Source organism: Pandoraea norimbergensis (assembly GCF_001465545.3).
GTDB classification, from domain to species: domain Bacteria; phylum Pseudomonadota; class Gammaproteobacteria; order Burkholderiales; family Burkholderiaceae; genus Pandoraea; species Pandoraea norimbergensis.
Map to the genome: position 1 here is coordinate 2,515,196 of NZ_CP013480.3, position 13,536 is coordinate 2,528,731.

The following is a 13,536-nucleotide window of genomic DNA, read 5'->3' on the forward strand; positions in this document are numbered from 1 at the left end:
CCGACAACGCCGTGAAACCCCAGTTGTCGGGCACCTGCCGTGCGTGATACAAGATCGACTGCCCATCGACAATTCAAATAGCAACTATGGCTGGCAGTGCGAAATCGAATCGACCGCTTTTCGATCTGGATCTGTTGCGCTCCATCATCATGGTGGCTGACTGCGGCAGTTTTACGACGGCTGCCGCGCGGCTGCACTCGACCCAGTCCACCGTCAGTCAGAAGGTGCGCCGTCTCGAAGACATGGTCGGGCACAAGTTGCTGGATCGCGGCAATCGCGAAGTGCACGCCACCGATGCCGGTGAAATGCTGCTCGGCTACGCGCGTCAGATGCTTGCGCTCAACGATCAGATGTTCGAAGCGCTCTCCGGCGCCGTGGTCGCGGTGACGGTGCGTCTCGGGGTGCCGGAGGATTTCGCGACGGGGGCCACCACACAGGTACTCGCAGGGTTCAACCGGCAGTACCCGCAGGTCAAACTTGAAGTCACGAGCGGCCTGAGCCGCGATCTGCTCGGCAGCTACGATCACGGCGAGCTGGATCTCGTGCTGGTCAAACAACGGCGCAACAGCCGGGAATCGGTGGCATGCCGGCCGGAAAAGCTGGCGTGGATCGACAGCGCGTCCCATCCTTCGTTTCAACTCGACCCCGTACCCCTCGTCACGTTTCCGACGCGTGGCCTGTATCGCGACGACATGATCAATGCGCTCGAAGCGATGGGCCGCAACTGGCGCATCAGCTTCACGAGTTCGAGCCTGAGCGGCATTCAGGGGGCGGTGGCCGACGGCATGGGCGTGAGTCTGGTGCCGCCGCGCGCGGTGTTGCCGGGCCACGTCGTGCTGGGGCGCGCACAGGGGCTGCCAGTGGTCGATACCTTCGAGCTGGCGATCTTTCATCGGCCCACTGCGGACGCGATGGTCAAGGCACTCGCCAAGGTGCTGGTCGGTATGCTGGAATCGAAAACGCGATCCGCGAAGTAGCGCCGCAACGCATGAAAAAAAGGCCGGTGCGGCGTGTCGCCGACCGGCCTGATTCGTCGCGAGTTCGTCGCGAACTCGTTGCTAATGCGCGACGGCACCATCCTGCATGATCATTAACGCGGCTGTGCGCCCAGCGTCAGATTCATGTGGCGGTTGACATCCTTGTACAGCAGGTAGCGGAACGGGCCGGGGCCACCGGCGTAGCAAGCCTGCGGGCAGAACGCACGCAGCCACATGAAGTCACCGGCTTCGACTTCCACCCAGTCCTGATTCAGACGGTAGACGGCCTTGCCTTCGAGCACGTACAGGCCGTGCTCCATCACGTGCGTTTCGGCGAACGGGATCACGCCGCCCGGCTGGAACGTCACGATGTTTACGTGCATGTCGTGGCGCATGTCCTGCATGTCGACGAAGCGCGTGGTGACCCAGCGGCCGTCGGTGCCCGGCATGGCAATCGGTTCCACGTCCTGCTCGTTCTTCACGAACGGCTCCGGATACGGCAGACCTTCCACGGCTTGATAGTGCTTGCGAATCCAGTGGAAACGCGCCGTGCTCTGGCTGTGGTTACGCAGTTGCCAGTCGGTGGCGGGCGGGATGAACGCATAGCCGCCCGGCGTGAGCGTGTTCGCCTTGCCCTGAATCGTCACCGTGATTTCGCCTTCGACGACGAAGAGCACGCCTTCGGCCTTATCGTCCTGCTCAGGCTTGTCGCTGCCGCCACCGGCGCCCACTTCCATGATGTATTGCGCGAACGTCTCGGCGAAGCCCGAGAGCGGACGGGCCAGCACCCACAGGCGCGTGTTGTCCCAGAACGGCAGATGGCTCGTCACGATGTCGCGCATCACACCCTTGGGGATGACGGCATACGCTTCGGTGAACATGGCGCGGTCGGTGAGCAGTTCCGTTTGAGCCGGATGCCCGCCGTGCGGCGCGTAATACGTGGTCTTCGACATTGCTAGTGACTCCTGATAACGCTAGTTTTTCTCCCCATCGCTCGTCTTCGACTGCCTCGGCTACACCCTGCGCCTGGGGGCGCGCGCAGTGTGCTTCACCTCGGCGCGACGAACGCCAACGGTGCCATGACCTCGCGCAGGCCCGGCACCGCGCATGACAGTCAGGTCGGGGTGGACCCTGCTGTGTCCTTCAACAGGGCGGCGTCCAGCGCAAGCTGCGCCGGGCCACCCCAGTAACGTCCGTGGCGAATCACCGCGCGTGCGGCCGGTGCGGCGGCAACGGCGGCGGCAGCGTTGGGTGCGTCGAACACGACGAAGCTCGCTTCACTGCCCACACGAAGACCGTAGTCGGCCTTGCCGATCACGGCGGCGGCGGCATACGTGCCCATATCGAGTGCGACTTGCAGATGTTCGTCGGTGTAGAAGCCCGAGCGATAGCCGATCAGCATCGCGCGTTGCAGCATGTCGCCGTTGCCGTACGGCCACCAACTGTCCTGAATATTGTCGTTGCCCGTGAACACGCGCACGCCCGCTTCGCGCAGCCGCAGAATTGGCGGGAAGGCGCGGTCGCCGGGGGCGTTGGTCATGATCGAGACGTCTGCATCGGCCAGCGCACGGGCGATCACGTCGAGTTCTGCGGGGCCGATATCGCCCAGTCCGTAGGCATGGCTCACTGACACACGGCCTTGCAAGCCTGCGGCCTGCGTCCGCGCGGCGATGCGGTGCAGTTGCGCGAGGCCCGTTTCACCGGGCTCGTGCAGATGAATGTCGATCTTCGTGCCGTGCTTCTCAGCAATGCCGAACACGATGCTCAGTTGCCCTTGCGCGTCGCCGTCGAGCGTGGTCGGATCGATGCCGCCCACGACTTGCACGCCTTCGCGAACGGCGGCTTCGAGAACATCGGCCGTGCCGGGGCACGTCATCACGCCCGCTTGCGGGAAGGCCACGAGTTCGATGTCGAGCAGATCGCGCCATTGATCGCGCATCGCCATGACGGCGTGCAGATGCGTGAGGCCGGTGCTCGCGTCGACATCCACGTGGCAACGCATCGCCACGGTGCCGAAGGCGACGCACTGGCGCATGAGTGCGTCAGCCCGTTGGGTCATTGGCGCAGCGGCGGCGATTTCTTCTTTTTCTGCGGCCAGCCGATCGCGCAGCGTGGCGGCCGGACGATGCGGGCGCCAGCGGTCGCCGAGAAAACTCTTGTCGAGATGGATGTGACCGTCGACAAAGCCGGGCAAGACCAGCTTGCCTTGCAGATCGATGACTTGGGCACCACCGGCGTCGGGGACTTGGGGGCCGACGTACGTGAAGCGTCCGTCGCGCGTGGCGAGGTGGAGGGGACTGCCGTCGGCACCAACGGCGCCGACGAAAACGCGGTGAGTCATGGAGCGGCCTCTATGCTGCCCGGGGCCTCGCTGGCGCTGCCTTCCGTCAGGTTGGCTGGGGTTGGCGCAATGACAATGGCGCCGCGGGGTCGCGTGGGGGCGTGAAGTGCGGGGAAAGACTTACAAGATAGCGAACGGACCGCGCATCGACAAATTAAATATCAGAATGGATAGCATTCGATTTCTAAATAGATGAGTGATGCTCGAACCTCCCGGGCGATGACCTCAGCCGACAACAATGCTCAGTGGCCATTCGAACGTACCGGCGATTTCGGCGTCGCGATCCGTCACGATGGCCTTAAGCGTCAATGCCACGCTGCCTTCGGCGGCGACGTCGAGTTGCCAGAACGCATCGTGTGCGGGACGCGCCTCAACTTCGGCCGGTTCTCCCATCTGTGGCACTCGGACGGTGGCCTCCGGGTTAGTTTGCAGCGTCAGATTCGTCAGCACGTCCTCGTTAGCCAACTGCAAATTGAGCAGTACGGCGTGCTCGCCGCGTACGGCGGTCGGCGACCACCTGACGCGCACCTGTTCGCCGGCCACGGCGTTGACATGAAGTTGCCCGTCGTTGCTTGTCAGTAGCGAGTCCAAGCCGGTGCATAGTGCGTAGCAACAAGCGGGCTCGGATTCTCCGGCGAGCAGTGCGCCGGTATCGATGACGAGCAATACGTTAGCACCGGCGGTGTTCGTCTCGCGCGCGTGGGGCGGCTTGTCTTTGGCCATCGTGAATTCCTTGCCATGGGGCGTGAGGTCGCGCGATCCACCAAGCGGTGGATCGCCGCCAAATGGGGCGCAGAGGGTTCAGTCAGAGCGCTCAGTCGTTACGAATGCTGATGAACGGATCCCATTGATAGCAGCCGCAGAGATTGCCGCTGCGATCCAGAATTTGAAACTGGAAGTGATACGTCACGCGGCCGGTCTTGAGTGTTTCGCAAGACCAGAAGTAGTTCGAGACCTGTTGCTTCTTCGGCTTGGACGGGTCGTCCGGATTGGGCACGGGAATTTTGACTTCGGCCTCGCGCGGCGAGGGATCGGAGATCAACTTGACCTGACTACTCACGAATTTGTAGAAGATGCATGACTCTTCGAAGCCCAGCGAGAGCGAATTTTCCCGCCAGCGAATCACGTCGCCGATACGTGCGGCGACATCGAGCTCGCCGCCGGCCTGGCCGCTGACAACGTTCTTCTGCGTGACGATCATGAACACGTGCTTGGCGTCGATCAACGGCGGATTCGACATGCTGCTGTTCCTGCCATACCGATCGAGAACCGCCTTGGTGTCGATTGCGACGAGTACATCAGTAACTTCAGACATATAAGTCTCCACAAAAGGGTAGAGCGAGATGCCGTCGGTCCGAAAGACGACGGGCACGACGCGCGGCAAAAGCGATGCCTCGCGTTTCATTTGTGGAAGCTAGAAGGTGAGAACGAGCGCGGCAACCTCTCGGCGTTGCACTGCGCTGAGACTCATAGGTGACGATTGCGAGCAGTACGTTGAGAACGTTGGCTTCGCGAGTCGTGGCGTGAGATCCGTCAAAAACTACAAAACGGCGGATTGAAACGACGCCACCCGGACCGATGCGGCCCGGGTGGGTATTGATGAAGGATTACGGCTTGCGATTGTGTTGCAGCCGATCGAGCACATGAATGCTCAGCCGAGCCGTATGACTGCGCATGGCGTTATACGCGCCCTCGGCATCGGAGGCGAGCACCGCTTCGACGACTTTATCGTGCTCGTCGAACGACACGGTGAAACGTTCTTCGACATCCGATTGTGCGGCGCGGAACGGTGCCAGACGTTCGCGATGGCTGTCGATGAGTGCCATCAGCGTCTTGTTCTGCGTACCGGCGCTCAGCAACTGGTGAAACTCGCGGTTGAGCGCGAGATAACCGGCTTCGTCGCCGGCATCCATACACTGCTTGCTCTGAACGTGGAGCATCTCCAACTGCTTCTTCTGCATGGCGCTCATGCGTTGGGCGCTCAGACGGCAGCACAGTGCGTCGAGTTCGCACATCGCTTCGAGCATGTCGGACAGATCGTCGACGCTGATGCTGGCGACGACCCCGCCCTTATGCGGCGTGAGCTCAATCAGGCCGCGCGCGTTCAACTCGCGCAGGGCTTCGCGAATGGGCGTGCGCGAGGCCTTGAAACGTTCGGCCAGCACAACTTCTTCCAGCTTCCGTCCTGGCGGCAGGCGACCGTCGATGATCTCGTCGGTCAACTCCCGGCAGATTCGGGCGGCAATGGTTTCGGCCATGGTTAGTTATCTCGTTGCGTGGACGTGCATTATTTTTTGAATCGGCTTGCATTGGCTCGGATTGTATACATGCGGATTATAAGGGTATTTTTTCCCGAAGTTGTGGCCTGACGCCCCATTCGAAGGGAATGGCAGGGGATTTTGTTGATCGGCATCACGATGTTGTATTCAAAAATGCATTTTGGAATGCAATTCACTGAGATAGTATACATACGAGTTTGCCGGCCCCCGGCAAGCCTCTGTTCGTCACGCACGTGACCTATCGATACGAAGGAGACATTCCATCATGGCCAAACTGCGTCATATCGCGCTTTCCGTGCCCGACCCCTGGAAGGCGGCCGAGTTCTACATGCAGGCGTTCGACTTCAAGAAAGTCGGTGAAACCGACTCGTCGCTCGCCCGTGGCGTGTACCTGTCCGACGGCGTCATCAACCTCGCGCTGCTCAATTACAAGAACGATGAAGCCGCCGGCGACCGTGGCCGCGAGTTCGTGGGCCTGCATCACATCGGCATCTGGGTCGATGACGTCGAAGCCACGCGCACCAAGATCGAAGCGGCGGGCGGGCGTTACTACATGGGCGAAGTGCCGGTGAAAAGCAACATCTTCTACGAGGTCAAGTTCTTCGACACGAACGGCGTGATCTTCGACGTGACCGCCCACGGCTGGGGGGGCGCATCGAAGGACGGCACGGGCAACGATGACGCGCCCAAGCTGCGTCACGAGGGTCTGCAAGCCGACCGTAAGGGTCTTTGACCCGCGTCGCGCGCCGCCTGTTTTGGGGCGCCATTTCCCCGCCGGCCACGGTGTGCCGGCGGCGGACACCGCCTATCAGGGGTAACCCGCTATAAAAAAATAGCCCGTTTGTATAAACAAATAGCGGTAGAAATTCAATTTCTTTGCTATGTATAATCATTCGAAAGATTGTATACATACAACGGGCGAGCGGCAGACACCCAACAAGGGGCGCCGCAAATAAAACGAGAATTCTCAGGAGACGGCATGAAGAAGCGAGTGTTAGGTGCATTGCTACTGGGCGCAATGCAAGGGGGCGCATACGCGCAATCTTCCGGAGGCGTCACGCTCTCGGGTTTTGTGGACTTGAACATCGAGCAGTTGTGGCAATCGGGCGCCAACGGCGGCAAGGTCACCCGCATGTCGAGCGGCGGTCTGAACAACTCTCGCTTCAATTTGAGCGGCTTTGAAGAACTGGGCGGCGGCAATCGCGCCTTCTTCACCTACGAGCCGATGTTCTCGGCGAACAACGGCACCCAATCGGCGCAGGCGCGCCAGTCGTTTGTCGGCCTCAAGGGCCCGTGGGGTGAAATTTCGCTGGGCCGTCAATTCACGCCGTCGTACTGGATTGCCGGTTATGCCGACCCGAGCTGGGCGGCCGACTTCAGTATGGTCAACAACATGGAGTTCTTCTACGCGTCGTACCGCGTGGACAACGCCATTGCCTACAACACGCCGCGCTGGAACGGCCTGATGGCGCGCTTCATGGCGACCACGGGCGTGGGCGATACCACGCGCGCCGGGCGCTTCCTGTCGGCTGCCGTCGAATACCGCAACGGCGGCATCTTCCTTGGTGCCGTGAGCGAGCTGCAATACACGCGCGACATCTTCTCGGCGAGTCAAATCCGCTCGTCGCGAGACAACTACTTTGCCGCGACCTACAAGTTCGGCAGCGTCGAGCCGACCTTGATCTATCACACGTACAACGGCTACTACGCGTACCCGCCGTACGTCGCGTTCAACGTGCGCGGCTGGGACGTACAGGCGGGTGTTCGCTATGCGCTGACCGACCGTCACCGCTTCTACGCGAGCTTTGTCCACCGTCAGGACGACGACAACAAGGCGCTCTCGAACGCCAACGGCTTCGTGATCGGCTACATGTACGGCATGTCCAAGCGCACCACGCTTTACGCGACCTACGCGCACGTGCAGCACAGCAACGACACGACGGTGCATTACCCGGTGACGTTCCAGGTCACGCCAAACGGCAACCAGAATCCGTCGGGGGTGCAACTGGGTATCCGCCACGCATTCTGATCTACGCATCTGAATTCACCAGAATCCACGCCGCCGGCATGTGCTGTGCCGGCGAGTAGACTTTGAAACGAAGGAGGAAGACATGTTTCGCAAGCCCACACTCGGCGTATCGCTCACCGCCACGGCGGTACTTGCTGCGCTGACGATGACGCTCGCTGCCCACGCATCGGCACCGGAATCTGAACCTGCCGCGACCAATGCAGCGCCCGCAGCACAAGCCGACGCACAACCGTCGGGCACGCCCGGCACGCCGAACGTGAAAGACCCGTATCTGGCCGGCTGGCTGCGTCTGACCCCGGATCGCTCCCCCAAGCCGCTCAAGCCCGGCGTCGACTACGGCATGGACCCGGCCACCGGCAAGTTCATCTGGCCGAAGGCCACGCCCGAAGTGCACACCGGTCAGAAATTCCCGGGTGAACTGCCGTATTGGGACAAGAAGAGCTACACCAAGAACGTGAAGGTGCTCGCCTTCTACCCGGGCGTGGATTCGCCGTTCCATGCGTGGAACAACATCGCCGACTTCAACGGCAAGCGCTACCTGTACATCCACGACCGCGACTACCTGCGCATCATGGATGTGACCGACCCGGCCAACGGCAAGGTCGTCTACTCGAAGGGTGGCGTGTGGGGTCCGAAGGGTTCGAGCGAGAAGTTCGACCCGAACAACGTGCACGACTATCTGGGCGGCGCGACCATCGTCTGGAACAAGAAGCTCGGCAAGCCGATTCTCGTGGCGTCGTTCGAAATCGGCCGCTATGGCCTGATGACCGACAAGTCGAAGCAGCCGGACAAGGTTGCCGCACAGCGCAATTACAACGATCTGAAGGGCTTCAAGGTCTTCGAGATGAACGGCCCGCTGCCGTCCGACTGGAAGCTGATCGCCACGCGCACCACCGACTACACGCGTCCGAATGCCCCGGTGGGCGAACAACGCGGTTCGGGCTCGCTCGATTCGCCCGAGTTCTACGGCGGCAAGTACATGATTCTGTCGGCAGCACCCGACGACAGCTACGCGCTCACCGAATACCCGAACTATCTGTATTCGCCGGGTTATCAGGTGTGGGACATGTCGGACCCGGCCAACCCGAAGTTCGTCTCGCAGATTTCGGTGCCCGGCCAGATCCTCGGCAACGCCGAGCATGAGCAGGCGTATCTCCAGAACGCACGCGCAGGCAATCGCACGTCGTGGATGGGTTCGCGCATGCCGATCTTCCTGCCCAAACCGCTGGAGCAGGGCGGCAAGGTGGGCTTCGGTGCGATGGGCGGTCTGGGACTGTGGTCGTTTGATCTCGCCGATCCGGCGCATCCGAAGGTACTCGGCAACGTGAATACGGCGCCGAGTTTCGCAGGCACCGAATACGACAACGCGGACGTCAGCCAGTACGAGCGCACCGGTTACGTGCTCACCAGCGGCTACCCGATGAACCGCGATTGCTACGAGCCGTACAAGGACATCTTCGTCGTCGACGCGCGTAACCCCGCCAAGATGAAGGTCGCGGCCAAGCTGCCGGAGCCGGAGGTGCCCCAAGGCGCACCGTTCACCAGCTTCTGCCAGCGCGGCGGCAACTACGGTCCGAAGCGTTCGAACTCCATCGGGCAACCGGGGACGTGGCGTCAGGGCATCGTCCCGTACTCGTTCTATAGCGCGGGCGTGCAGATCTTCGACGTGAAGGACCCGGCCAAGCCGACCATTGCCGGCTACTTCGTGCCGGGACTGGCCGATGAAACCGAGCTGCCGGTGTACACGTTGGGCAAGGGCGTGTTCGCGATGTACACCGAGTACGACCGCAACATCATGTGGGCCTTCACCGAGAACGGCGCGTATGCACTGTCGAGCCCGCTGCTGGGTGAGCCGGTCATGGGCGCACCGGCCAAACCCTGGCCGGCACGGTAAGCGCAGTCTGTTTGATTGGGTGTGATTTGGCGTGACGCTGCGGCACGCGCTGGCGAAAGACTGCCAATGCGTGCCGCCACCGCTGGCGACTTCACAGGACCTCCAAGGTGAAGTGTTGAGGCGGGCAACCTCCGATGGTCTCCCGGTTGCCCGCTTCTTTTTTTATCCGGACGTTCTGTTACCTCGCACGGTGTTCACCGCAGCAGGCAACGGCAGGCGCGAGAGATGGGCGCGCACGTTGGCCAGTAATACATCGATCTGCGCTTGCAAGGCGGCAGGTGAGCGGCCCGAGATGTGCGGCGTGAGCACCACGTTCTCGAGCATGCGCAGCGCCGACGGCACCTCGGGTTCCGTCTCGTAGACATCGAGCGCGGCACCGGCGATGACGCCGTCGCACAGCGCTTCGATCAGCGCCACGGTATCGACCACGCTGCCGCGCGCCACGTTCACCAGAAAGCCTTTCGGGCCGAGTTGCGCCAGCACGTCGGTGTTGACCAGATGATGGGTCGCCGGGCCGCCGGGGCAGGCCAGTACGAGGAAGTCGCTGTCGCGGGCCAGTTCACTGACGTTGGCGTAGTGCTGCCATGCGTGGCTTGGACCGTCCGTGCGTGGCGTGCGGGTGTGATAGCCGACCGACATGCCGAAGCCTGCCGCGCGAAGGGCGATCGCCTGACCGATGTTGCCGAGACCGACGACGCCGAGTCGCGCGCCATTGAGCGTCGGACGGGGGGCGCGGTGCGATTCCCAGCCACCGGCTTTCACGGCGCGGTCGAGTGTGACGAGGCCGCGTGCCACGGCGAGCATCAGGGCCAAGGCGTGATCGGCCACCGTCTCGCCGTTCGTGTTGGGCGCATGGGCGACGGCAATGCCGCGTTCGGTGGCGGCGGCCACGTCGATGTTCTCGAACCCTGCGCCAAAGGCACAAACGAGTTCGAGCTGCGGCAGCGCCTGCATCTGTGCCGCCGTGAGTCCGGTCGTGCCGTTGGTGAGCACCAGACGTGCCGAGGCGATGGCAGCGCGATCGGCGGCATCGGTGGCATCCGCCAGCGCACGCGGATTCACGTCGTGCAGTCGCACGCCGGCGGCCAGCAATTGCGCGCGTGCCTGCGGGGCCAGTGCGATGAGATTGAGCATCAGGGGAGCGTCGTTCATGGGTGCCTTATTCGCTGGTCAATCGCAGCTTAATCGCCGCGTTGTGAAGGATTGAAAAATAAAATACAAATTAATTGCCATGTATACATATGCTATGTATTGTATGTTCATAGAGCAATCAAAAAGACAACCGATGCGCGTAAGCGACATCGAATTTCAGTAAAGAGATAGGAGGAAGGTGTGACTTGGTTTGGTATCGCAACTTATGAATCGCTGGCACCGGGGGCAGGTGCCGATCGCCGTACGGCGCTGGTGCAACATGGCCGCCTGTACGATCTGGAAGCCGTGCTGCGCCACACGGGCGCAGGCAATGACGACGGCGTACTGGCCGCGCAGAATCTGACGGCGCTGCTCTCCGACTGGTATGTGCATGGCGAGACCGTGATGGCGGCCGTGCGTCAGGCACTGGATGCCGGTGTGGTGAACAAGGTCAGCGCGCTGGAGACCAGCCAATACCGCCTGTGCGTGCCGTATCAGCCGGGCCGGATCTTCGCCACGGCGTCGAATTTCTACGAACATGCGGCCGAAATGGGCACCAAGCTCGCGCCGCGCAGCGAAAGCTCGCCGTACATGTTCATGAAAGCCGAGACCAGCGTGACGGCCACCAACACCGACGTGGTGCTGCCGCCCAATGCCGAGCGCGTTGACTGGGAGGTCGAACTGGCCGTGGTGATTGGCCGTCCGGGCCGCCACGTACCGGTAGAACAGGCCCACGAGTGGATCGCGGGTTACACGGTCATCAACGACGTGAGCGCACGAGATCTCAACCGCCGCACCGACTATCCGTTTACGCACGACTGGTTTCGCGGCAAGAGTTTCGATACCTTCGCTCCTCTGGGGCCGTGGTTTGTGCCGCGCGATGTCATTCGCGATCCCCAGAACCTGCGCATGACGCTGTCGGTCAACGGCGAGTCGATGCAGGACGACACGACGGCAGGGATGATCTTCAACATTGCGGAGCAGATCGCTTACCTGTCCGGCATCCTCACGCTCAAGCCCGGCGATCTGATCGCCACGGGCACGCCGACCGGCGTGGGCATGGGGCGTGGCGTGTATCTCAAGGCGGGTGACGTCATGGTGGCGGGCATCGAGGGCATTGGCGCCATCGAGAACCGCGTCGTGGCACAGCGCAAATAACAAAGGCCGCTAGAGCGGCGGCCAGGAGGAGGCAGCAATGCAGCAGTGGCAGTGGGCAAAGCGTTGGTGGACGGCGCTCGCATGCGTCGGATCCATTGGAACCCTCGGAAGCATCGGCGCCGTGGGCGCTGGCGCCCTGTGGGCGACGCCGGTCGCCGCGCAGGAGAAAGTGAAGTTCAACCTCTCATGGCTGCCGCAAGGCAGTACCGGCGGCGTGCTGGTCGCCATCAACAAGGGCTTTTACCGCGAGGCCGGGCTCGATGTCTCGGCCATTGCCGGTCATGGCGGTCAGCGCACCGTCAATGAAGTCGATCAGGGACTGTTCGACTTTGGCTATGGCGACCCCATCAGCGTGATGCTCAATCGCGCGCAGGGCGGCAAGACGGTGATGGTCGGTTCGGTCAACGTGGCTTGGCCCGGGGCGATCTGCTACCTCGTCAAACCCGGTCGCACGATTACTAAACCGGCCGACCTCAAGGGTCTGACGATGGGCGGCGGCGGGGCATCGCCGCTGCAAAACATCGTACCGGCTTGGCTGAAGGCCAATGGCCTGCCGCCGACGTCGGTTAAGCTGCTGCGCCTCGATCCGTCGACGATCAATCCGTCGTTCCTGCAAGGCCGAATCGACCTGACCGAGTGCTGGGAAGGGGCGAACCTGCCGGTACTGCGCGCGTTGGCCGCCAAACAGGGCCGTGAGATCGGCATGCTGCGCTATCGCGACTTCGGTCTCGACATGGTCGGCAACGGCCTCGTGACGACCGAAAAGATGGTCGCGCAGAAGCCCGACGTCGTGCGCCGCTTTGTGCAGGCGACGTATCGCGGCTATGCGTGGCTGCGTGAGCACCCGGAAGAGTCGGCCGGCATCATCGCGTCGCAATACCCGATGCTCGACAAGCAGGTCATGTTGGAACAGGTCAAGCAGATCAACGGCTTGGGCAGCGATGCGGAAACCAAGGGCCACAAGCCCGGCTGGGTGCCCGTGCCGCGCATGGAAGCCACCGCGAAGTTCGTGCGCGACGCTTTCAACCTGCCGCCTACGTTGAAGGCCACCGACATCTACACCAATCAGTTCGTCGAGTGAGGCACCGCAGCAAGCCTCTCGTAACACCGTAATACCCTTCGCAAGCCCCCGATTAGAAGCAAAGCAAGGAGTGGAGATGACAAGCCTCAAACCCAAGCGTCTCGGCCATCTGGTGTTGGTCGTGCGCGATATCCAGAAGTCGGTGAAGTTTTATACCGAAGTGCTGGGCCTGACCGTGTCCGACTGGATCGACGATCAGATGGTCTTTCTGCGTGCCGGCAGCGACCACCACGATCTGGCGCTCTCGCAAATTCCGAAGAACTCGCCCGATATCGATGACCTGCCGCGCTACAGCCGCCCGGGCATGGAGCACTTCTCGTACCTCGTCGAGAGTGTGGAGGAAATGGAGAAGGCGGTTGACGTGCTGCGCGCGCATAACGTCGAAATCGTGCGCGGTATCGGCCGCCACGGCCCGGGGGCGAACTACTTCCTCGTGTTCAAGGACCCGGACGGCAACAACGTCGAGCTGTATTGCGAGATGACCCAGATCGACGCCGAGCATCCGTACGAAGCGAAGGTGTGGGAGCGCAATATCGAGAGCTTCGACCGGTTCCGCTTCGAGCGTTTTGTGGTGCCGCCCCCGCCGGGGATGGTCAAGGATAAGTCGGGCGGCAAGTCGTAACGCGCCGGCAATCTGGAGGAGACA

The 13,536-nt window shown here is 62.0% G+C and carries 13 protein-coding genes; 7 read left to right on the forward strand and 6 right to left on the reverse strand.

The window, feature by feature from the left end; translation table 11 throughout:
* The first annotated feature begins 86 nt into the window (after positions 1 to 86).
* Positions 87 to 977, forward strand: a complete 891-nt coding sequence (locus AT302_RS11060; protein WP_058378484.1) for a LysR substrate-binding domain-containing protein — start codon at positions 87 to 89, stop codon at positions 975 to 977.
* A gap of 113 nt (positions 978 to 1,090) precedes the next feature.
* On the opposite strand, the gene AT302_RS11065 is transcribed toward AT302_RS11060, so the two are convergent.
* From AT302_RS11065 to AT302_RS11085, 5 genes are all read right to left on the reverse strand, one after another.
* Complete coding sequence (locus AT302_RS11065; protein WP_058378485.1) at positions 1,091 to 1,930, reverse strand: bifunctional allantoicase/(S)-ureidoglycine aminohydrolase; 840 nt, start codon at positions 1,928 to 1,930, stop codon at positions 1,091 to 1,093.
* 161 nt (positions 1,931 to 2,091) lie between these two features.
* On the reverse strand, positions 2,092 to 3,318 hold the full coding sequence (locus AT302_RS11070) for an amidohydrolase family protein (protein WP_058378486.1): 1,227 nt from the start codon (positions 3,316 to 3,318) through the stop codon (positions 2,092 to 2,094).
* Between the two features lie 225 nt (positions 3,319 to 3,543).
* Positions 3,544 to 4,041 carry an AidA/PixA family protein gene (locus AT302_RS11075; protein ID WP_058378487.1) on the reverse strand — a complete coding sequence of 166 codons (498 nt, stop codon included), beginning with the start codon at positions 4,039 to 4,041 and terminating at the stop codon, positions 3,544 to 3,546.
* Between the two features lie 91 nt (positions 4,042 to 4,132).
* Positions 4,133 to 4,633 (reverse strand): inclusion body family protein, encoded by a 501-nt coding sequence (locus tag AT302_RS11080; RefSeq protein WP_058380261.1) that lies wholly within the window; start codon positions 4,631 to 4,633, stop codon positions 4,133 to 4,135.
* A 292-nt stretch (positions 4,634 to 4,925) separates the two neighbouring features.
* Positions 4,926 to 5,576, reverse strand: a complete 651-nt coding sequence (locus tag AT302_RS11085) for a GntR family transcriptional regulator (RefSeq protein WP_058378488.1) — start codon at positions 5,574 to 5,576, stop codon at positions 4,926 to 4,928.
* Positions 5,577 to 5,862: 286 nt separating this feature from the next.
* On the opposite strand from AT302_RS11085, the gene AT302_RS11090 reads away from it, so the two are divergent.
* From AT302_RS11090 to AT302_RS11100, 3 genes are all read left to right on the forward strand, one after another.
* Entirely contained in the window at positions 5,863 to 6,330 is a 468-nt protein-coding gene (locus AT302_RS11090) for a VOC family protein (RefSeq protein WP_237172122.1), read from the forward strand.
* Between the two features lie 246 nt (positions 6,331 to 6,576).
* Positions 6,577 to 7,626: a porin gene (locus tag AT302_RS11095; RefSeq protein ID WP_058378490.1), complete on the forward strand. Its 1,050-nt coding sequence runs from the start codon at positions 6,577 to 6,579 to the stop codon at positions 7,624 to 7,626.
* A gap of 82 nt (positions 7,627 to 7,708) precedes the next feature.
* The gene (locus AT302_RS11100; RefSeq protein WP_058378491.1) at positions 7,709 to 9,520 is read left to right on the forward strand and encodes an LVIVD repeat-containing protein; all 1,812 of its coding nucleotides are present in this window, start codon (positions 7,709 to 7,711) and stop codon (positions 9,518 to 9,520) included.
* Between the two features lie 162 nt (positions 9,521 to 9,682).
* On the opposite strand, the gene AT302_RS11105 is transcribed toward AT302_RS11100, so the two are convergent.
* The gene (locus tag AT302_RS11105; protein WP_058378492.1) at positions 9,683 to 10,672 is read right to left on the reverse strand and encodes a 2-hydroxyacid dehydrogenase; all 990 of its coding nucleotides are present in this window, start codon (positions 10,670 to 10,672) and stop codon (positions 9,683 to 9,685) included.
* A 180-nt stretch (positions 10,673 to 10,852) separates the two neighbouring features.
* Between AT302_RS11105 and AT302_RS11110 the strand changes: the two genes are divergently transcribed.
* The 3 genes from AT302_RS11110 to AT302_RS11120 all read left to right on the forward strand — a co-directional run bounded on the left by AT302_RS11110 (position 10,853) and on the right by AT302_RS11120 (position 13,512).
* Complete coding sequence (locus AT302_RS11110) at positions 10,853 to 11,809, forward strand: fumarylacetoacetate hydrolase family protein (protein WP_058378493.1); 957 nt, start codon at positions 10,853 to 10,855, stop codon at positions 11,807 to 11,809.
* Positions 11,810 to 11,846: 37 nt separating this feature from the next.
* The gene (locus AT302_RS11115; protein ID WP_058378494.1) at positions 11,847 to 12,890 is read left to right on the forward strand and encodes an ABC transporter substrate-binding protein; all 1,044 of its coding nucleotides are present in this window, start codon (positions 11,847 to 11,849) and stop codon (positions 12,888 to 12,890) included.
* 76 nt (positions 12,891 to 12,966) lie between these two features.
* Positions 12,967 to 13,512, forward strand: a complete 546-nt coding sequence (locus AT302_RS11120; protein WP_058378495.1) for a VOC family protein — start codon at positions 12,967 to 12,969, stop codon at positions 13,510 to 13,512.
* Positions 13,513 to 13,536: the final 24 nt, after the last annotated feature.